General features: G+C 45.7%; 22 protein-coding genes. 6 read left to right on the forward strand and 16 right to left on the reverse strand.

Going from position 1 to position 18716, the window contains the following annotated elements:
* Positions 1 to 29: 29 nt before the first annotated feature.
* From EL173_RS14250 to EL173_RS14260, 3 genes are all read right to left on the reverse strand, one after another.
* A complete protein-coding gene (locus tag EL173_RS14250) occupies positions 30 to 866 on the reverse strand; it encodes a PTS system mannose/fructose/sorbose family transporter subunit IID (protein ID WP_005690694.1) in 837 nt (278 codons plus the stop codon).
* Positions 859 to 1689, reverse strand: a complete 831-nt coding sequence (locus tag EL173_RS14255; RefSeq protein ID WP_005690692.1) for a PTS mannose/fructose/sorbose/N-acetylgalactosamine transporter subunit IIC — start codon at positions 1687 to 1689, stop codon at positions 859 to 861. The genes EL173_RS14250 and EL173_RS14255 overlap by 8 nt, the downstream gene beginning before the upstream one ends.
* A gap of 317 nt (positions 1690 to 2006) precedes the next feature.
* Positions 2007 to 3074, reverse strand: a complete 1068-nt coding sequence (locus EL173_RS14260) for an endonuclease/exonuclease/phosphatase family protein (RefSeq protein WP_014571703.1) — start codon at positions 3072 to 3074, stop codon at positions 2007 to 2009.
* Positions 3075 to 3221: 147 nt separating this feature from the next.
* Between EL173_RS14260 and EL173_RS14265 the strand changes: the two genes are divergently transcribed.
* From EL173_RS14265 to EL173_RS14275, 3 genes are all read left to right on the forward strand, one after another.
* The gene (locus EL173_RS14265) at positions 3222 to 4154 is read left to right on the forward strand and encodes a DHH family phosphoesterase (RefSeq protein WP_005690687.1); all 933 of its coding nucleotides are present in this window, start codon (positions 3222 to 3224) and stop codon (positions 4152 to 4154) included.
* 208 nt (positions 4155 to 4362) lie between these two features.
* Entirely contained in the window at positions 4363 to 5220 is an 858-nt protein-coding gene (locus tag EL173_RS14270) for an aldo/keto reductase (RefSeq protein ID WP_005690685.1), read from the forward strand.
* 50 nt (positions 5221 to 5270) lie between these two features.
* Complete coding sequence (locus EL173_RS14275) at positions 5271 to 5702, forward strand: MerR family transcriptional regulator (RefSeq protein ID WP_005690683.1); 432 nt, start codon at positions 5271 to 5273, stop codon at positions 5700 to 5702.
* Positions 5703 to 5829: 127 nt separating this feature from the next.
* Here EL173_RS14275 and EL173_RS14280 read toward each other — a convergent pair whose 3' ends face one another.
* The 4 genes from EL173_RS14280 to EL173_RS14295 all read right to left on the reverse strand — a co-directional run bounded on the left by EL173_RS14280 (position 5830) and on the right by EL173_RS14295 (position 9501).
* Entirely contained in the window at positions 5830 to 6576 is a 747-nt protein-coding gene (locus EL173_RS14280; RefSeq protein ID WP_005690681.1) for a hypothetical protein, read from the reverse strand.
* Positions 6577 to 6750: 174 nt separating this feature from the next.
* Positions 6751 to 7068, reverse strand: coding sequence for a DMT family transporter (locus EL173_RS14285; RefSeq protein WP_005690679.1), 318 nt, complete (start codon positions 7066 to 7068; stop codon positions 6751 to 6753).
* 278 nt (positions 7069 to 7346) lie between these two features.
* Entirely contained in the window at positions 7347 to 7601 is a 255-nt protein-coding gene (locus EL173_RS14290; RefSeq protein ID WP_005684981.1) for an AbrB/MazE/SpoVT family DNA-binding domain-containing protein, read from the reverse strand.
* 286 nt (positions 7602 to 7887) lie between these two features.
* Complete coding sequence (locus EL173_RS14295) at positions 7888 to 9501, reverse strand: ATP-binding cassette domain-containing protein (protein ID WP_014571705.1); 1614 nt, start codon at positions 9499 to 9501, stop codon at positions 7888 to 7890.
* A gap of 816 nt (positions 9502 to 10317) precedes the next feature.
* Between EL173_RS14295 and EL173_RS14300 the strand changes: the two genes are divergently transcribed.
* Positions 10318 to 10647, forward strand: coding sequence for a hypothetical protein (locus EL173_RS14300; RefSeq protein WP_019728568.1), 330 nt, complete (start codon positions 10318 to 10320; stop codon positions 10645 to 10647).
* Positions 10648 to 10754: 107 nt separating this feature from the next.
* Here the strand turns inward: EL173_RS14300 and EL173_RS14305 are convergent, their stop codons facing one another.
* The 9 genes from EL173_RS14305 to rlmH form a co-directional block, all read right to left on the reverse strand.
* Positions 10755 to 11003 carry a hypothetical protein gene (locus EL173_RS14305; protein ID WP_005690673.1) on the reverse strand — a complete coding sequence of 83 codons (249 nt, stop codon included), beginning with the start codon at positions 11001 to 11003 and terminating at the stop codon, positions 10755 to 10757.
* A 185-nt stretch (positions 11004 to 11188) separates the two neighbouring features.
* Complete coding sequence (locus EL173_RS14310; RefSeq protein ID WP_005690671.1) at positions 11189 to 11812, reverse strand: alpha/beta fold hydrolase; 624 nt, start codon at positions 11810 to 11812, stop codon at positions 11189 to 11191.
* Positions 11813 to 12008: 196 nt separating this feature from the next.
* Positions 12009 to 12509: a GNAT family N-acetyltransferase gene (locus EL173_RS14315; protein WP_005690670.1), complete on the reverse strand. Its 501-nt coding sequence runs from the start codon at positions 12507 to 12509 to the stop codon at positions 12009 to 12011.
* Between the two features lie 3 nt (positions 12510 to 12512).
* A complete protein-coding gene (locus EL173_RS14320) occupies positions 12513 to 13043 on the reverse strand; it encodes an HAD-IIIA family hydrolase (protein WP_005690668.1) in 531 nt (176 codons plus the stop codon).
* 13 nt (positions 13044 to 13056) lie between these two features.
* A complete protein-coding gene (locus EL173_RS14325; RefSeq protein WP_005690666.1) occupies positions 13057 to 13806 on the reverse strand; it encodes a tyrosine-protein phosphatase in 750 nt (249 codons plus the stop codon).
* Positions 13807 to 13868: 62 nt separating this feature from the next.
* Positions 13869 to 14348, reverse strand: a complete 480-nt coding sequence (locus EL173_RS14330; protein WP_005690664.1) for a GNAT family N-acetyltransferase — start codon at positions 14346 to 14348, stop codon at positions 13869 to 13871.
* A 52-nt stretch (positions 14349 to 14400) separates the two neighbouring features.
* A complete protein-coding gene (locus tag EL173_RS14335; protein ID WP_005690662.1) occupies positions 14401 to 15072 on the reverse strand; it encodes a hypothetical protein in 672 nt (223 codons plus the stop codon).
* 272 nt (positions 15073 to 15344) lie between these two features.
* Complete coding sequence (locus tag EL173_RS14340) at positions 15345 to 15791, reverse strand: ASCH domain-containing protein (RefSeq protein ID WP_014571706.1); 447 nt, start codon at positions 15789 to 15791, stop codon at positions 15345 to 15347.
* 43 nt (positions 15792 to 15834) lie between these two features.
* A complete protein-coding gene (rlmH, locus tag EL173_RS14345) occupies positions 15835 to 16314 on the reverse strand; it encodes a 23S rRNA (pseudouridine(1915)-N(3))-methyltransferase RlmH (protein ID WP_005684992.1) in 480 nt (159 codons plus the stop codon).
* A gap of 147 nt (positions 16315 to 16461) precedes the next feature.
* On the opposite strand from rlmH, the gene EL173_RS14350 reads away from it, so the two are divergent.
* The gene (locus EL173_RS14350; protein WP_005684993.1) at positions 16462 to 17562 is read left to right on the forward strand and encodes an SLC13 family permease; all 1101 of its coding nucleotides are present in this window, start codon (positions 16462 to 16464) and stop codon (positions 17560 to 17562) included.
* Between the two features lie 249 nt (positions 17563 to 17811).
* On the forward strand, positions 17812 to 18669 hold the full coding sequence (locus EL173_RS14355) for a hypothetical protein (protein ID WP_019728569.1): 858 nt from the start codon (positions 17812 to 17814) through the stop codon (positions 18667 to 18669).
* Positions 18670 to 18716: the final 47 nt, after the last annotated feature.

The raw sequence follows: 18716 nt of genomic DNA on the forward strand, positions 1-18716 counted from the left end.
GGATCTTCTTTTAAAAAGTGTCCTCATGCTTAAACTAAGCTGCCAATCCAGCCGAAAATCGCGCCTAAGTTGCCGAGAACCATGCCGATGAGGATTAAAACAAAAATCAGCCGAGTCGAGTTCATATGCTTGCGTCCCAAAATCCAATAAGAGAACAAGGCAATCGCCAGCGGTATCAAAGCAGGCATGATCTTATCCAGCATATCCTGCACATTCATCGTGACTTTGCCGACTTTATAGGTTAAATCAAGCTTGTAATTGATAACTGCAGGAATCATCGCACCGACAACGGTTAAACCAAGAATCGAGGCGCCTTCCGTAAAAATCGCCATGCTATCAGCAAAAGTCGTCGCCAACCGTGTCCCTTGAGCCAGCCCGACATTAAATAACTTCCACCGCACCCATAAAATAACCAAACAGCCAATTACAGGAATCAGCAGGCCAATCGGTTGATTCGATAAGGCCAAATATGCCGTAATAGAATAGATAATCGCATTATAAATCGCGACAAAAATCGTATCGCCAACGCCGGCAAACGGACCCATCAACCCTGTTTTCAAACCGGTAATCGCTTTTTCATTTTCATCGTTCATGCCCAATTGATCTTGCAAGGCCACATCCGCACCGACAATCAAGTGTGCCATTTGCGGGGTGGTATTGAAGAAGCCCATTTCCATATTGAGGGCTTGTTTCATTTTCGCCGGATCATCTTTGTATAAACGCTTCAGTGCCGGCATGACCGAATAGGCGTAACCCAAGCCTTGCATCTTTTCATAGTTCCAGCCCAGCTGTAGTCCTAAAACATTGTGAATGAAAATCTGCTTAAGATCTTTTTTGGTTAACTTGCTTAATTTTAACTCAGACATCGATCTCGACCTCCTCATCGTCGCTATCACCGCTACCGCCATTATCAGGCTTACTTGGGCCATTGCCGCCGTTGCCATTGTGCTTGCGTTCGTTAGCATCTAAGACATGTAACGCCGCGAAGACGAAGCCAACCAGCGCCGTGCCCAGCAAGGAGAATGACTTCGCAAAGTAAGCCATTAGCACAAAGCCAAGAATAAAGTACGGAAAATACCGTTTAATCGGCAAGTACCGCATCAGGATTGCAATCCCCATAGCCGGTAAAATAATCCCGGCCGTCTTCAAACCGGTCATCAACCACGTCGGAATCCAAGCGTTGATCGCCTTGACCACTGCAGAGCCAAAGAACAAGCCGACAAAAACCGGTAACATCCGCGAAACCGTCCACGGGATAATACCATAAAGATTGTTACGCTCGACGCCTTTATAATCACCTTTAGCCGCCAACCTATCCGCGTGATGCTGGAAAATCGTATTCGTCATCCGCGCTAAAATATCCATCTGGGTCAGCAGCAAACCAATCGGAATCGCCAACCCGATCCCATACGCAGCCCCGCGTCCTGCCATAATCGCAAACGCACTGCCCATGATTGATCCGGAAAGAAAGTCCGGTATCGTCGCGCCGCCATAAGTAGCGACCCCCAACGTTGCCAACTGCAAAGTCGCACCGACAATCAAGCCGGTTTTCAAGTCACCCATGACTAGACCAGTTACTGCCCCACCAAACACCGGTGAAAATAACCCGATCTTCAATGAGAGTGCATCAAGCTGTGCCAAGCCAACATAGATGGTTAGAAAAATAAGTGCAAAAGCAGATATCGCCATGATGTTTCCCCTCCCTACAAAGATTTCATTGCTCAACCTGATTATGGCGCTAGATGAAACTCAATTTCAAGTATTTGAGTTAGATAAGTTTACAATGAAATTTTGTTTCTAGGAGGACACGGAAAATTGTGTGTACCAATTCGCAACTGGTAAGCCCGTTGCATTGGTTAAACAGCCATAGAAAACTGTATGCGGTTAAAGTCTACGCATTGCCAAATTTGTCAGAGAGCAGCCAACTGACAAAAAAGCGCGGGCTACTTTCCTATAAAACCGGAAATAGTCCGTGCTTAATCGTATGCAATAACTTTGGCGAGGTTTTACTTCAACTGAAACTTCAACACCACCGGATTATGGTCAGAATACTGAAATCCGGTCGACACAACATGGACACTTTCCGCTTTGATATTTGGCGACAGAATGTAGCCGTCAATTAAGGTCACAAAACTTTTTCCCGGCTTATACGGCTGGTCCAACGCGCGTACTGATGGTACCTTTGCCGCTGCCAGTCCCATTGTCGGGATATAAAAGCCGGCTGGTAACTTTGACTTAGGAAACAGATGCGTCCAGGTTTCGTCTAGGTCCTTGGTGTGGAAGATTTCGGCGGTATTTTTCAAGAGCCGGTGGTTATAATCACCTGCTACCATGACGTAATTGCCTTGCTGATAGGCGTGATTGATATATTTAAACAACTTGGCAAACTGTGCCTGTTGGATTTTGACATTTGGCGTGAAGGCGGACATGTGGATGTTCACCATGATGAATTGCTTACCGTTTGCCACCGTGGTTTTCGTTGCCGTGAACGCGCGATCCAAGTCGATAATTTTATTGAAGTCAGTGTCCACCGGTAAACTGTAGCGGCGGGCGCTATCGACTTTGGCCTTACTCAAGGTTAGAATCCCGGACTTGGCCTTGCCGATCGGTTGATTAAACGGGTAAAACAGATACGCCGAATCGTAATTCTGGCCGTAAACGTTAGCGTATTGCCGTTGCGCATTCGTCACCATCTCGACTTCATTCACATGCCGCGAGCGATCGCCATCCGGATCAATTTCCTGATAAAAAGCGATGTCCGGCTGCTGCGCCTGCGTGGTTTTGATCACCCCATTGATGCTTTTCCGCACGGCTTGTTGGCTATAAGCACGCGAATACTTACCGCCGTCCATGAAAAAACTATAACTGGGCGGATAGGAGCCATAGCCGATGTTGTACGTCATCGCTGTGTAGGTTTGTCCGGGCTTAAACTGCGCACTTTGCTGATGCTTAACCTTCAACGCTTGATCGTCTGGCAAACGATAATAAGTCGTAAAAAGATAGATCAAATAACCGCCTGCTGCCAGTACCACCACGCCGATAAGTGCCGCTACCCATTTCAATAGTCGTTTCAAGCCGCCGCCTCCAATAAGTTTGCTTGCATTTATTATAGCAGTTGTCTTTTTCCTTGAGACCGGTACGATTAAGGAAGTAAGTGTCAGGCAACGATTTTCGCCAACGGACTGTCACCGCAACATTTTTATCAAGGGAGCTTACTCAACATGTCAACCGAAATCAAACAGATCCTTGCTGCTTTTGAAAAATTCGAGACCATTATCATTCATCGACACATCAACCCTGATCCTGATGCAATCGGCTCACAAACCGGACTGACCTTGCTACTGCGCGCGGCCTACCCGCAAAAAACCATCTACACCGCCGGACCAGCCGCACCGGATCTGGCGTGGATCGGTCCGCAGCAAGACGTCCCCGCCGCTGCGTATCAACATGCGCTAGTCGTCGTGATTGATACGTCCAATCGTGAACGCGTGGCGGGTTCGCTTTTTGAGCGCGGGGCCATGGTGATTAAAATTGACCACCATCTGGAAGAAGAACCGCTGGGCGCCATCAACTGGGTCGACACGAACGCTTCCAGTGCATCTGAAATGGTGTGGCTGCTGACTCAACACAGTCAACGCCTGACGCTCACGCAACCAGCCGCCGCAGCTCTGTATGCTGGCATTATTGGCGACACCGGCCGCTTCCTGTACGATCTGACCACCGCTCAAACCCATCGTGCCGCTGCTGACTTACTCGCCACCGGCATCGATGCTCCAGCAATCGGCCGCCAAGAAGATCAATTCCCGGAAAATGTCGGCCGCCTCATCGGTTGGGCACTTGAAAATGTCCACATCACTACAAATGGTGCCGGCTCGTTGATCATCACGCAATCCGTCCTCCAGCAGTTTGGTTTGCAATATGGCGAAGAACAGCGAGCAGTTGGCAACATCGGCAAACTCGCCAGCATTGATCGCTGGGTCGTGTTCACCGAACGCCAAGATGGCAAATATCGCGTTGAATTACGCGGAAAAACGAAAGAGATCAATACGCTTGCAGTCCGACACGGCGGCGGTGGTCATCCCTTGGCCAGTGGCGCTGTGGCTGATGATGAAGCCGAAGTTCAGGCAATTGAAAAGGAATTAGCTTCTGATTGAGGACAACTTGGATCAGGAACCAAACGACTCATTTAACTGTGGTTCAGGGTTTGAATAACGTATCCTCAATACAGCACATCTGAATGAATGAAGTTTGCACTTGGGTGACCAAAAGGAACTAACAATTCGGTTTAACTTTTTCCTTGCTTTGGAGTGCGCTCCAAGGTTTATAACAAGGGCAGCAAATAAAAGAAAAGAGATTTTATAAATGCAGACTTTTACATTAAACAACGGTGTCGAGATTCCCGCACTGGGCTTTGGCGTGTTCCAAATTCCGCAAGGTCAGACAAAACAGGCGGTGTTGGAAGCCTTGAATGTCGGCTATCGGCATATTGATACGGCACAGTCTTATATGAATGAAGCTGAGGTAGGGGAAGCCTTGGCCGCAACCAAGATCCCTCGTGATAAGATTTTCCTGACGACCAAGATCTGGTTAAGCAATTACGGTTACGAAGCGACTGCAAAATCCGTGGAAGCCTCACTGACAAAACTACAAACGGATTATTTGGATTTAGTACTGCTCCACCAACCCTATGGCGATGTTTTTGGCTCTTTCAAGGCTCTGGCCGATCTCCAAAAAGCGGGAAAGATTCGCGCGATTGGCGTATCAAACTTCAATAGCGAGCGTCTGGCCGATATTGTGGCTTTTCAAGATGCTCCAGTTCAAGTCAATCAAATCGAAATCAATCCCTTCTACCAACGCGAGCAAGACTTAATGAACGCCAAAGCACGCGGTCATGTTTTACTCGAAGCATGGGCACCTTTTGCTGAAGGGAAAGACGGCATTTTCTCAAATAAAACTTTAACCACCATTGGAAAAAAATATGGCAAGTCTGCGGCACAAGTCATCTTACGCTGGAACTTTGAACGCGGCATCGTCAGTCTTGCAAAATCTGTCAAACCTGAGCGCATGGCTCAAAACATTGACATTTTTGATTTTGCTTTGACCCATGAGGATAAAGCCCAAATTGCCACACTGGATACCAATACTAGTCAATTCTTTGATCACAACTCTCCTGACTCGGTAGATATGTTTGTGAAGTTTTTGCAAGAAAGAGACATCTAAGATTGATTGGCCAGTCTTCACAAATCGAAAAATAGTGAGTGATCAAAATTATGAATATCAAAAAAGCTGCTGACCTATTTGATTTATCACCAGATACGTTGCGTTATTATGAAAAAACAGGAATTGTGCCGCCTGTTCATCGCGCAGCATCGGGATTTCGTGATTATCAAACGCGCGATTTAAACTGGATCTATTTAGTGAGAAGTCTGCGCCGCGCAGGCATGGGCATTGATGCTCTCAGGCAATTCACGCAGCTTGCTAAAAAGCGCGAGTCAAACAACGGTTCATCACTCAAGCAAGTAGATGCTGCACAGAAGGCAATCTTACAAAATCAACTTATTGAGCTTGACGAGAAAATTGTCGAACTCCAACAAACACGAAAAATTTTGGCTTATAAGATTGCCACTTACGAAGATCACATCGGCAAATTCAAGAACGGTGAATGGGATGCAGAAAATCAAGAAAAGCTATGGGAACGCTAACTTTTTGACTCTCACTATTATTCAGAGAATGCTAGCCAACTGGCCGCGATTTTTTGTAGACTCGCTGATAAACATCGACTAAGCAACCAACGCATCTCCGTAGCCACTTTCGAATGCAGAAAGTTGGCTATTTTTTTCGCGCCAAAACAATAAACCGATCCTCAAACGTTGTGACGCTGCCGACACTGGCAATCATATCTTGGAGCTGATGCAGCTTTGGCATAGCCTGGTTAACGTCAAAGTTTGGAAACTCCCACGGGATAACCGTTGCATAATAAACAATCGCACCAACATCCGTGAAACGCATTTTGACAAACGCAGCATCTGCCTTCAAGATTTCAAACCCGTGATCCTGCAATTGCGTCAATACTTGCGGAAGGTTATTGTCAGGAAAAGCGGGTACATACGCGGGATCTAGAAACCGTGACAACGAGTAATTGTTAGTTGCGCCCACCTGCTGCGAAACGAAAATCCCTTTTGAGCGAAGTACCCGAGCAATCGCCGGAATCGGCAAGCCGCCATGACTGTTGGTCACGATATCAAAATGCTGATCTGGCACCTGCGCCATCTGTCCATCCGGGTCGGCATAAAGCGTCACCCCTTGTGGCACCAAGGTTCGCTTCAGCAAGTCAATGTTGGGTTGCCAGCCTTCCGTGACCGAGGTTTTAGCAACAGGGTGTTTAAACGTCTGCATCAGCTCGCCACCCCCTGTGTCCATATCCAACCACTCATCACTAGACTGGAGATGCTGCTGTACCCACTCACTATAATTCCATGGCAGCGACTCGGTTTCACAACGACCCTTTAAGTGACTAAAATCCCAACCATGCATTGCTAGGTGACTTTCTTCAAGCCACGATGCTTCTTCATTCATGTCGTATTCACACCTTTTTTAATTTGACTCGTTCGTTTCCGCAAACTCACCATTTACAATGTCCCCTATCAGGCTTCAGGAAGAACGACTTGAAGTCTACGCTTAATCCGATTCGGTGACATTACCTCACCTCCAGTTAATGGTTTAAGTCTAGCACGCAAAAGGTGAAAATCCTCACCTACTCGTCACTTTAATTCCGATGATGCCAATGACTAACAAGGCGATGAAAAACCAAGTCGCCGGTTGTAACTGGTCCTTAAATAAAATCACCCCGACAATAATCGATCCCACGGCACCAATGCCAGTCCAAACCGGATAAGCCAGACTCAACGGTAAATGCTTCACCGCCAATGCCAGAAACCCAAAGCTGAGAATCATCCCGGCTAATGTCGCCAAAGCAAAGCCCAAGCGCGTAAAACCGTGAGATAACTTCATAAAGGTTGCCCAAACAACTTCAAATCCGCCTGCTAACACTAAATAAAACCACTGCATTTTCTTGTTCCTCCTGTCATTTAACCGGTCCGCTACCCAATAAAAAAGGCGACAGTATCCGCAACCGCTGCATAGACCTAATGCGGTTGCGATACTGTCACCCGGTAGTGACTGGTTATTGAATTGCGATTAGTAGTTATCTTTTCACATATTTTAGGTGGTGTCAAATGGATGTGCGCGACACAAGCTGTCCGCTTATTAACGCTGAGGTTTGGCCATTCCTTTTTTGAATCACGACATTGACGGCTATCAATTGTTCCTCGATTAAACATTCCACGTTACTTATCCTTCAAATAGTCAATGCCGGTTTTATATTTGTCCATAAGATCCTGGATGGTGGTAATTAATTCCTCTTTGCCTTCCATTTTACACCCCTTTATAACACGCATTTGCACTGTTCCATCTTCCATCATGTTGAATCGAACCTTGGTATTCTTCTTTATACCGCTCCGCCGTCTAATTTCGGCAGGTATCGTTACTTGACCTTTGCTAGTTACGGTTGCTTCTAAGAACTTTTTATGGGACAAAGACATACGTGCCACCCCTAGCTTTATTCTTACTTTTTTCTGACCTTATTTAAGGTTTAACACGAGGCAAGGAAAAAGTAAGCGCTATAGTTTGATTCTCTTAATCTATTTCTTGGAGCGTTTCACCCGCTTAATCCTTGGCCGTATCTCGTGGCACTGAACAAAGAAAACTCCAGGGATTTCTCCATAAAGCAATTAATCGACGGTTTGATTTCCGTTATATTTCTAATCTAACTGATTACCATTAGTCCGCCTGCTCATCGTAAGTAATTTCTTGATTCCACTATAGCATCTATCCCTCAGTCACATCTCTTATTGTTCCATCGCTCAAGTTCAAATGGCGGTTAAATAATCGTTGCATCTTCGGATCAATATGATGATCGATTTCCAAAATCGTTAATGGACTATTTAGCAAAATCATATGAATTTCGTCAGCAGTCTTAGGATCAAGCGATGCAGTACCTTCGTCAATCACTAAGAATGTCTTATTGTATAAAAATGCACGAGCTAATTCGATCCTTTTTTGTTCTCCTCCTGATAAGTTCGTTCCATTTTCCGCAACCATATAGTCAATACCATTAACTCGAACAAATTCAGATAATCCCGCTTTTTTAAGTGCTATGAGAATCTGTTCATCCGTAAATTCTCTTCCCAATGTTAAGTTCATTCGTATGCTATCCGTAAAGATACTTGAGCTTTGACGCACCACGCCAAACATGTCGGGTAATGGTGCTACGGTGTCTCCTTGCGTTTCTTTAAGTTGCACTGTGCCTTTTCGTGGCTTGATTTGACCAATGAGAATATTGATAAAAGTCGATTTTCCAGCACCAGATGGACCTGTCAGTAACACCTTTTCGCCACTGTTAATTTGGAACGAAACATCACGTAGAATACTGGGACTATTTTCTGAATGATATGAAAAATCCACTTCATCCATGGCTAAGGTGGCGAAGGGAATCGAGGTCCGTGTACTGCCCGCTGAAGTGAACAAATTAGGATCAAGAGGTTGAAAAGATGTAATTTTTGCAATAGAAGGTCGTGCTGCGTTCATCATGCTATTTGCCCGCGCAATACCGAGAAAGACGTTAATAATCCAACTACTTGAGTACTGGACAGCCACAAAACCGGCCAAAGAAACATTCCCTTTAATCACCATAACTATACCAATACCAATAGGAATATAAGTCATGGTATATGCGAGCGCCTCAGCTGCAAAGTTACTATTTGCAATAACGTTGTCTCGTTGTCGTCTGTTTTCGACGCCATTTGCAATAACGCCCTGACCGCGCTTTAAGAAAAAGGATAGCGCATTATAACTTAAGACAGAGTTTATATTACGCATGAGATCTGTCATGAACGTGACGTAACTCCCCATTGCCGAACTCCAGCTTTGAGATTTTTTCTCAATCTTAGATTTAAATATTTTAGGAATAAAAGGCGTTACGCTACCAAATAAGACGAAGATTATGGTCAATACCACACTTCCCCGAAGTGCAACTACCAGTGTAAAGAGGACCGTTGAGACTGACTGAACCAACGTAAAAGCTTGTCGGATATAGTTATTCTCGATCAAATCTAGGTCATTGTTTAAAAAAGAAGTACGATCAGAGACCCCTTCCTCATTTGTTTCGATAAAGTTGGATTGAATAAGCCCCACACGGACGTTTTGATTAAAGTCTGCAATATTTTTATTCAAATATCGTTGATAAAGCCAGTCAATCGTTGACAGTGCTATCATCCCAAAAATAATGAAGCCAATTGTCTCTATTACCACCACTACCCGCTTTTGGCTCACCAATGCAAAGATTTGCGAATAGGCCCATGTATTGAATGGAATCATCAAGCCTGAAAATGCAGATAATATAATACAAACTAAGAGTGACCGCTTATTCATGTATTTTCTCATAATAGCCTCCACGCGCCGTTAAAGTGATATCATCTCTTACACTGTTTGAACGCCAGCGGGTTTGTGATCCGTAATCCGTAAGCGGTCGTCAAAAAAGCTAAAGCAATGGACAGAATTTATGCTTATCTATCCGCTCCGCATGATATTGACTATGGATCCTAGCCTCAGTTTTCTAGAACACAATATGTCTTAGTTTGCAACAAGACTGTTTGACCAGTCCTAAGTCCAGCAGTGAACTGGAATGCTTTAATATTTGCTCTTCTGTATGTTTGACAAATCACCTAGCTAAAAGCTTCACAGAAGTAGTGATAATTGTTGTATTACCACATGTTGTATTACCACACATTCTTTGTCTTTCTGTTCCATCGCTGAATTAGATGAATTAATTGCGAAAATCTTCTAATTTTAAAACACGCTACCGCAAATTAGATATAACTAATGATTTGATTGTAACTACATTAAATATCGGTGTCAATTAATTATTTCAACTTAACTTGATTTAAATCCGGCATTTAAATCCAGCTTGAACTTGCAATAAATTGTTTGATACTTATTTCAGTTAAAGAAAGCCGAAATCCACGTGCAGCTTGTGATTGCAGAATGACATGCCCATGTTGATTTATCGTAAACTCCTGATCTTAACTTTAAAAAAATGGTTCAAGTCTACAACTGCCAATCCGTTCTCCTTCTCTTTTCTGGTTATTTCAGGTTACAATATGGCGACGAGTCATCAATAGTATCTTCATATTCGATACTGTCTTCCCGCATTTATTCTCCGATGAAGTAACGAACTTTCTTAAAGTGAGGTCTAATCCTATGCAGACATTTTACAAAAATCGTCCCGCCACGGTTTGGCAAATCAGCAAGACGAACCAACGTCCTGATTGGGTACAAGAGGCGTTTGATCAAAATTACCTTACGTGGTTAGATGATCGCCTTCGAATTGTCATGGCCGGTTTGTATTCACCCATGATCCCAAGCTTGCAAAACGAAAAAGCCGATATTTTCCATGATCATGGTGTTATGTTCGGCATCACTTCGATCGGTTATTTAGGAGATTATCTAGACGTTACAAATCATCGTGTTGTCACGAAAGAACAATTTTCAAAGCACTATCAAATCCATGCGTCAGGTACTTGGACATAATGGGTATTTAAAAAGCAATCGCCTCGTCTCCAAAAACTGACGAGCGATTGCTTTTTAATTGCTGCGGGGTCAGTAAATACTGTGGTAACTAAACCCTGTCGAGCACTTTAGAAATTCCGTGCAAAAGACCAGAGAATGACCCACTGAACAAAAACAAATGAAAGCGTATAGGTCAGTGCCCAGCGGCTGCCGGATTGGACAATGAGGAACCCGGCCAGATTTCCAATGATGATCAAACCGATCACAATTGCGATAAGTTCTTTGGTGCGATGATCAATTTTGCCTTTGTAGGTTTTAACGATCCATAAAATAACAACAGACGTAAATAAAACGTTAATGACATCACCGAACATCATGGTGACCACCTCAAATTGTGCGAGCCAACTCGTTGTTGCAAATGGCTTGTTAACCTGACATGCGAGCTAAGTTCCTAGTAAAAGTATCGAACGGCGCCACGATCCTTTTCCTAGCGTTAATCTACTGCCAATTCGCACTAGACGTCAACTATTAATGCTTCTTCTTTTTCCTAGAGATCATCAAATCACTTTACCCGTTCAACCACCTGCTGTATCGCCTCCGCAAACGCTTGGGGTTGGGTGATGTTCAACTCATGCCCGCCTGCTAGAACCTCAAGTTGACTTTGCGGCATTAACCGGTTCAAGCGCTTGGCTGCACCGCGATTAGCCCAGTCGCGAGACCCGTATAAGATTGTGGTCGGGACGGCAACGGTTGCCAACTTCGCCCTTAAATCAAGTTGCATCAGCGAATCAGTCAAGGTACGTACTTGCGATTTGGTAACACCTAGATCAGCGAATGCCGAATCTGGTTGAAATCGGAACATCACATCTTGCGCCTTCATCAATAATCGGTTTGGCGGTGAGTACTGCGGTGCGCTAACTAAGGCCCCGACAATTTTAGTGGCTGGGTGGCAAAGCTGCATTAGCGTTAAAACAGCACCCAAAGACAAACCGCACAAAATAACCGGGGTTTGATTCTTTTGTAAGTCCCTTGCCAGTTTGTCATTGAGCATCGACAATGTCAGCGAGTCGTTTGGCGTTAGTCCGGCAAATACATCAAACGTGCGACTGGGCACCCGTAACTGCTTTTGAACCGGTTGCCAAACATCGGCAGACTGCCCTAAGCCCTGAACTAAGATAATTTCCATATGCCCTCCGTCAATAATGATATTAGGATCACTTTTGCATGATAGTTCTAATCTACCTGATGATTGACACTTTGTCTGCCCCGCGCGCCATTAAGTTCCCTGAGTGGTAGGTAAAAAGATCCCCACTTCCGTTTTCGGGATAGGCGTATGCAAAAAGATAGGCAGTTTATCAGCAGAGGCAGGTGTTTTCCTCCGATTACTGTGCCGGCTTCCGCACCATAACAAGTTCCCGAATCGTTCCAAATTTCGTCGCATCTTCAAGGACCGTCTTAGTTTCAGTGAAGCCAAAGCGGCGGTAAAATGCTTGCGCCGCGTGATTGTTGTCAAGTACGCGCACATAGTCATTCGAATAAGCCCCATCAAGTTCCTTGAGCGCGGCGTTAAGCAAGCGTTCGCCAACATGCTGCCGCTGAAACGCTGGCAAAACATAAATCGAGTAAAGCTCACCCCACCCAGCACGTTCTGCCATGCGCGCCGGTCCATAACTACAAACGCCGACAATACCGGCGATGTCGTCAATTGCTAGGAACGTGTTTTGCCAGCGGCGCTCAGGATGCCAGCTGGCCGGACTCAGCTGTTTCAAAAAGCTCGCAGGAATCAGATCCCAGTAAGCCACTTGCCAAGTCGTATAGTAAATTTGTTTAATTGCTGCAAAATCACTGTTCGGTGTAGCTGCTTGGATGCGAATGTTGGTCATTGCCTACCTCGCCTCTTTTTCCTGTTGATTGTACCGAAGAATCCAAGCTGCAGCGGCTGCCAAATCTGCACATTCAACATAGTTCCCGACAACATCCTGCCGGCCAGCACTTCCGCGACCGGTTGCAACATGAATGCCAAGAATCCCGGCGTTATCAGCACATTGCATATCGGCCCGATAACTGTCACCGATGATTACCGCTTCCTGATTCTTAAAATGATATTTCAAATGAGCCTGACCAATAAGACCGGTCTTCGGCTTTCGGCAGGTACAACCAGCATTTTCAGCGTGCGGACAAATAAACGCATCGCTACATCCCAGCTTAAAAAGCGAGCGGCGTAATGCTGCTTCGTCCAACTGACCCGCAGCAATCTTTGTCTGATTCGTCAAAGCAAAAACCTGAAGCCCAGCCATTTTCAAAGCGCGAATCCCCGCGACACTGCCTGCGAAAGGAACAAATTGACGAATAGGCGTAAAATGACCATCGCCTCCAATTGTCCCGTCACGATCAATGAACACGATCTTAATCGGCATCACATCGTCACCGTCATTTCGTTAAATACAGATCGCGAAACCGGTTAATTTCAGCTGGTGACAATTGCAGCCCCTCATGTAAATATTGATCAAAAGAGCCAAAATGTTCTGTCACCACCTGGAAAAAACGCTGTAAATACGCTGCATCCACCGTTAACGCTTCGCCAATGGCCTGTAGTTTCTGCTCGCCAGACCCTTGCTTTTTTAAGCCAGCGAGAATTTCTTCGTTGGCTTTTTTACGTTCCTGATTAGTCCGCAGATAATCCGCCATGATGTCTTGATCAGATACACCGAGGATTTCTAAAATAATCGCAGCGCCAACTCCGGTCCGATCCTTGCCGGCAAAACAGTGAAAAATCGTTGGCCGATCTGGCACCAATAACGCTTGAATCAATGCGCGATAACCAGTTTGAGCCGAACTGCTTACTGCCAGCTGCTCATACGTTGCCAACATATTTTCGCGGACACTGCCTTGCTCGGTAATCATACGGCCGAGACTGGCATTATTAGCGGTGGCGTCTTTTAAAATATCCAACACCGCATAATCGGCGCCCGGCCACACGGTATCCGGAAACTGGGCACGCTCATCGGCACTGCGCATGTCAACAATCTGCTTGATGCCTAGATCCTTAGCTAAATAATGTTCCTGCGCTTCATCCAGTTCAAACAACTGACCGGAACGATAAATCAAGCCAGCTTTAACCGCTTGCCCGTTCGCATTCCGATACCCGCCAAGTGACCGAAAATTCGTAATCTTTTCCATTTCTAATCCGCCCTTTCACTGTGACGCCAACCGATAATAGTTTCAACTCACACAGAACGGTGTTAATGCCGCTGCGGAAACTTTTCCAATCGATAAAGCTGTTGATCATCCACCGTTGCATCCCCATTTTTAAACGCATACCCCATGTGGCGGTAAAAGTTCACAGCAGTAATCGAAGCAGGAATCTCAACCCGATGTGCCTTTTTAAAATAGGGATCATGTTCCAATGTCTGAATGATCAATTTTCCAATACCACGCTTTTGATAAGCTGGCAGCACGAAAATGTCAAAAAAGCTAAATTCCGTCTCACTGCCCCAGTAAGGTCCGATGGCGCCGGTGCCTACAATTTTATCCGCATCACACACTAAGTAAAAATGCGTCTGCTTGGCCTTTTCAATGAAGAAAGTCGGATTCATTCGCTGAATACTTGCCTCTAAGTAAGCTTGCGAGTAATCCGCGCGATTTGAGATTCTCAGCGTCTGGGCAACAACCGCGGCTACTTCTTGGGCATCTTCCGACCGAAACCGCCTGATATTTAGCATACTGCCATCCCCCTCCAGAAACCTGACGTGTCCATGCGCCCCTTGTATCCGCTTAATCCTGATCCGGTTCAGACGCCAAGCAAGCAGCCGGCAACTGCAAATTGTGCCAGTCAGTTTCGTGATAGTCTTCCATAAATTGTTCAATATACTGGCAGGCATAAATATCCAACAGCCGCCGTCCACCTTCTGTCAGGTACATCAGAAGGGACTTTTGACTGGTAAAGCTGCCAATTAAATCAGTTCCATACAGTTGCCCAAGTGCCTGATTAAGATCGGCTGACAACCCGTTCATCATCACGCGCGGTCGTTTACCCAACTGAATCAGCTGGTAAAAGATCATCGCTTGCGACTCTTGGGAAAACGTGGCATAGCTGTCATCAATTTGAAAGGTTGTCCGATGGTGATGCCCATATTTTACCAGTGACAAGACGAAAAAATCCCGATAGCAAAAGGTCAGCCATGGTGCCGTCTTCAGGAACGCCGTCAAATCAGCCGTCAATTGTTCCTGTGAGCGCAAGACAAATGTCGGCACTTTTTGAAACCCGCTGAAAGAACGATGATTGCTGACCCGAATCGGCAAATATTGGTTCTGCGAATGGCCAAGAATCACATACATGGACTGGCTTTTACGCGCTCGATAGAAACTAATCATATGATCCCCAGAATCTAATGCCTGGGCAATGGCCGCTTTAACATGCAACTCAAGTTTTTCACTCATCTGCATCAGCTCACCTCGCTTTCAAAATCCCGGTTGCTACTAACTTAACACACGGATTGACTAGCTGGTGACGATTAATGAAAAGTTATGGTTGCTAGCGATGTTCTGATGCCAAAAGTGCAACGTTCTTCGGCCAACAAGTCTTCAACTGCCTGATTGATAACGGGATCATCACTGGCAAAAGATTGGACCTGCCGGCTGTGAAGATCTATTAACTCGTACAGAAAAAGTCTCCGCAATTGGAGACTTTTTCTTCGGCATCAATAAATACTGCTACATCAAAGCGGATACACCACATGAAAAGACTCAAGCACAATCCGCGCCGTTTCCGGGTCAAACTGCTTCCCCTCTGCTGCGTATTCGTTTTTGAAAAATGCCAGATGAACGGCGCGCCAATATGCCAGGCTCCGATCGCCTTCACCTTCGCGATAAGCGTGATCGGCACTGACAGCTAAAAAGGGCTGCACTTCAACCGCATCTGTATACGTCACACAAACCGGTTCATCTGCACCATTTAAAATCACGCCATAAGCGCCAACCTGAGGCAATGGTTCATCTGCTGCGTACAAATCCCGCGCACTGGCTGCTGCTGTTTTTTTGCCTGCAAGGACTAACGCCGCCAACTTATCTGCTTCGGCGCCGAATTGATAGGCACTTTGTAAAGTCGTTGGTGCTGGCAGGTTCAAAGCCTGCTTAGCCTTTGTAAAATACGCTTCTGGTGTCATCACATAACCCTTTCTGTTCATATTCTTTGACGGATCTTCACGCTCATTTGTGATATGGACTGCCGATATTAATCATAAAGGCCCGGTAAATCTGTTCCATTAATACTAACCGCATTAGCTGATGCGGCATGGTCAGCTTGCCGAAACTAAGCGTATCATTGGCCCGCTTCATCACGGCTGGTGACAAGCCAAGCGAACCGCCGATCACGAAGGTAATATCCGAATGCCCGTATGTACCAAGATCGGCAATTTCTTTGGCAAAAACTTCGGAAGGTCGCTGTTTACCTTCAATGGCCAAGGCGATTACCCATTCTTTGTCTTTGATCTTATTCAAAATCCGATCGCCTTCCTTGGCTTTTACGTCTGCCATTTCGGCTTCGGAAAGATTCTCCGGCGCCTTTTCATCGGCCACCTCGACAATTTTAACTTTTGCAAATTTGTCCATCCGTTTTAAATACTCCGCTATGCCGTCGCGAAAATACTTCTCTTTCAGCTTACCCACACCAATGATCTTAATGTTCATACAACTCAGCCCTTTATCACGTCATTCATCAACCGGTAACTTATCCTTTTCAAGTATACCAGACGTTTTGCGGCGTTTGCCTATTGTCATCGTTCGGTTTTTAGCGCAAAATATACAAGTTGAGGTTTTTTCAAATGAGGTAAATTGATGATTGTTATTCAGCGTCTGATCAGAGATCGGGTCCTGCAGATCACCGCCTTGTTGGTTGTCATAAGCTTATTCATCGGACGGCCTAAAGCAAGCGACATAAGTTTTGCCACATTATGGTCAATTCTTGCCATGATGACGGTGATTCAAATCTTCGAACACCTACATATTCTTGATTACTGGGCTTATCGGTTAACTTCGCGAGCAAACAACACGCGTCAGTTAACATGGTGGTTTATTTTTCTGGCGATTTTTGCCAGCATGTTTCTTTCCAATGACGTGACGGTTTTAACCTTGGTGCCGTTATATCTGCGGGTAGCCAAGAAATATCAACTGCCGGAAATTCTTCCAGTAACCTTGATCGGGATGGCCGCTAATTTTGGTAGCGCCTTCACGCCATTTGGCAATACGCACAATATCTTCTTGATGCACCAATTCGAAATCGATCTCCAGCAGTTCTTTAGTTGGTCCATTCCGCTGTTGGGGTGCAGTTTCCTGGTGTTAGTGCTATTGAGTTTATTCTTGCGTAATGTCCCAGTGCCAAAAGTACCGACTGAACATATTCACATCCAGATGCGTCCGACCCTGTTTGCCATTGCCGTTGCGTGTGTGGTTTTTGCCGGCGTCATTGGTGTCGTTCCGGCTTGGCTGGGTGCAATTCTAGCCATTGGGTTGTCCGTAGCGCTGGATCCTAAAGACATGAAAGATGTTGATTATGCGGTCGTGCTCACGTTTGCCGGCTTCTTCATTATCGTCAGTGTGGTGCGGCAAATTCCTTGGGTGACACATTTTCTATCCAGCCTTATCAACTCTGAACCGTCTGTTTATTTCAGCAGCATCATCACAAGTCAGGCAATCTCCAATGTGCCGTCAACGGTTCTTTTAGCGCGGTTCACTGGTTATGTCGAGGCCTTGTTCTACGGCTCCAACATCGGCGGCGTCGGAACGCTGGTTGGTTCCATGGCGAATCTGCTTGTCTTCAAACAATACATGATCTATGGCAGCCGACCGCATGCACGCTTTTTTGTCGGCTTTACGATCTTCAACTTAATTGGTTTATTGATTCTCGGCTGTGCGGGCTACTGGCTGACCATTCGCTAAAATAGATGATACCGTGACACTAGGTAACCATAGTGTGCACTGGAAAAAAGTCTTTGGGCACTTACATAATAAATAACACATGAAATGTATGCGTTTTCATTGCTTTTCCCCAAGAACGTGCTAGAATTAGGATTTGCTAAAGAACGAAGCGCATTTAATCCGCACGATGGCGTCAGACAAAGTTTTGTCTGGCGTCCTTCATTTCCGCATATGAAGCGGTTCGTTCGCGGACTCAGGAGGAAGATAACCATGAAGCGCAGGACGTTGTTTTCGATCATCGTCGTCACGCTGACCGCAGGATGTTTTACCTTATTCTACGGCATGCATAGTATGTGGACTGATACCCAATCAGCCCAAGCCGTTCAAGCTGCCACCGAAGAAGTTGACACATTATTCAAGGATAAGGCACACCAATTACCGGCAGACCAGCTTAGTCAAGAAAAGATCGAAGCGGTCGCGACCAAGTTACACGCAGCGCGGCAAAAGCTCACGGAACCTGAATACGCCGCCAAACTTGCCAGTGCCCAGGCTGATGTCGATGCAGCTAAACATATGCTGACCGTTAAAAAAGCGGTTGCACAAACCACCACTAACTTATCCGATTTAAAGACCTTAACAGACGAATCACACCAGGCCTTATCCGAACTTGCCACCCAAAAGCCCGAGTTTGTTCAGGCCTATCAAAAACGCGTGGCACAGTTATCCGATCAGGAATCGGCGGTTGCAAAGATTGCCAGTTTATTTGATGATCCCGACTTCAAGGAGCCAAAAGCCGGTCTTAGTGCTTCCCAAGTGCAAACCGCTTTGGCTGCCCTTGAACATGTGAATAATCAACAGTTTGCCGACCAAATGCTGCCAATCATCGCCACCGCCCAGCAAGCAGCAACTGATGATCAGACAACGAGTGAAGCCAGTTCATCTGAATCATCAACATCAGGCGAATCAAGTTCCGCATCGCAGACAAGCACAAGTAGCACACCGTCAGCATCCACCAGCAGTCAGGAATCGACATCTTCATCAGCTTCTAATAGTGAATCTGAACAAAGTCAAAGCGTGCCAAGCAACTCAGCCGCCAGTTCGGCTAGCTCCTCAGGCCAATTGCCATAAAATCGTATCAAAATCAAAAAGCCGGGTACCAGCGCGACCAAATTGTC

Origin of the sequence: Lacticaseibacillus rhamnosus, assembly GCF_900636965.1 — a bacterium.
Lineage (GTDB): Bacteria > Bacillota > Bacilli > Lactobacillales > Lactobacillaceae > Lacticaseibacillus > Lacticaseibacillus rhamnosus.

What these genes read in the sequence shown, in the direction of transcription:
- EL173_RS14285 (WP_005690679.1), bottom strand. Translation starts at nt 7,068, where the DNA reads ATGCAGTGGTTTTATTTAGTGTTAGCAGGCGGATTTGAAGTTGTTTGG.
- EL173_RS14350 (WP_005684993.1), top strand. Translation starts at nt 16,462, where the DNA reads ATGATTGTTATTCAGCGTCTGATCAGAGATCGGGTCCTGCAGATCACC.
- EL173_RS14295 (WP_014571705.1), bottom strand. Translation starts at nt 9,501, where the DNA reads ATGAGAAAATACATGAATAAGCGGTCACTCTTAGTTTGTATTATATTA.
- EL173_RS14310 (WP_005690671.1), bottom strand. Translation starts at nt 11,812, where the DNA reads ATGGAAATTATCTTAGTTCAGGGCTTAGGGCAGTCTGCCGATGTTTGG.
- EL173_RS14275 (WP_005690683.1), top strand. Translation starts at nt 5,271, where the DNA reads ATGAATATCAAAAAAGCTGCTGACCTATTTGATTTATCACCAGATACG.
- EL173_RS14330 (WP_005690664.1), bottom strand. Translation starts at nt 14,348, where the DNA reads ATGCTAAATATCAGGCGGTTTCGGTCGGAAGATGCCCAAGAAGTAGCC.
- EL173_RS14315 (WP_005690670.1), bottom strand. Translation starts at nt 12,509, where the DNA reads ATGACCAACATTCGCATCCAAGCAGCTACACCGAACAGTGATTTTGCA.
- EL173_RS14255 (WP_005690692.1), bottom strand. Translation starts at nt 1,689, where the DNA reads ATGGCGATATCTGCTTTTGCACTTATTTTTCTAACCATCTATGTTGGC.
- EL173_RS14280 (WP_005690681.1), bottom strand. Translation starts at nt 6,576, where the DNA reads ATGAATGAAGAAGCATCGTGGCTTGAAGAAAGTCACCTAGCAATGCAT.
- EL173_RS14305 (WP_005690673.1), bottom strand. Translation starts at nt 11,003, where the DNA reads ATGATGTTCGGTGATGTCATTAACGTTTTATTTACGTCTGTTGTTATT.
- EL173_RS14265 (WP_005690687.1), top strand. Translation starts at nt 3,222, where the DNA reads ATGTCAACCGAAATCAAACAGATCCTTGCTGCTTTTGAAAAATTCGAG.
- EL173_RS14335 (WP_005690662.1), bottom strand. Translation starts at nt 15,072, where the DNA reads ATGCAGATGAGTGAAAAACTTGAGTTGCATGTTAAAGCGGCCATTGCC.
- EL173_RS14250 (WP_005690694.1), bottom strand. Translation starts at nt 866, where the DNA reads ATGTCTGAGTTAAAATTAAGCAAGTTAACCAAAAAAGATCTTAAGCAG.
- EL173_RS14320 (WP_005690668.1), bottom strand. Translation starts at nt 13,043, where the DNA reads ATGCCGATTAAGATCGTGTTCATTGATCGTGACGGGACAATTGGAGGC.
- EL173_RS14270 (WP_005690685.1), top strand. Translation starts at nt 4,363, where the DNA reads ATGCAGACTTTTACATTAAACAACGGTGTCGAGATTCCCGCACTGGGC.
- EL173_RS14325 (WP_005690666.1), bottom strand. Translation starts at nt 13,806, where the DNA reads ATGGAAAAGATTACGAATTTTCGGTCACTTGGCGGGTATCGGAATGCG.
- rlmH (WP_005684992.1), bottom strand. Translation starts at nt 16,314, where the DNA reads ATGAACATTAAGATCATTGGTGTGGGTAAGCTGAAAGAGAAGTATTTT.
- EL173_RS14290 (WP_005684981.1), bottom strand. Translation starts at nt 7,601, where the DNA reads ATGTCTTTGTCCCATAAAAAGTTCTTAGAAGCAACCGTAACTAGCAAA.
- EL173_RS14300 (WP_019728568.1), top strand. Translation starts at nt 10,318, where the DNA reads ATGCAGACATTTTACAAAAATCGTCCCGCCACGGTTTGGCAAATCAGC.
- EL173_RS14355 (WP_019728569.1), top strand. Translation starts at nt 17,812, where the DNA reads ATGAAGCGCAGGACGTTGTTTTCGATCATCGTCGTCACGCTGACCGCA.
- EL173_RS14340 (WP_014571706.1), bottom strand. Translation starts at nt 15,791, where the DNA reads ATGACACCAGAAGCGTATTTTACAAAGGCTAAGCAGGCTTTGAACCTG.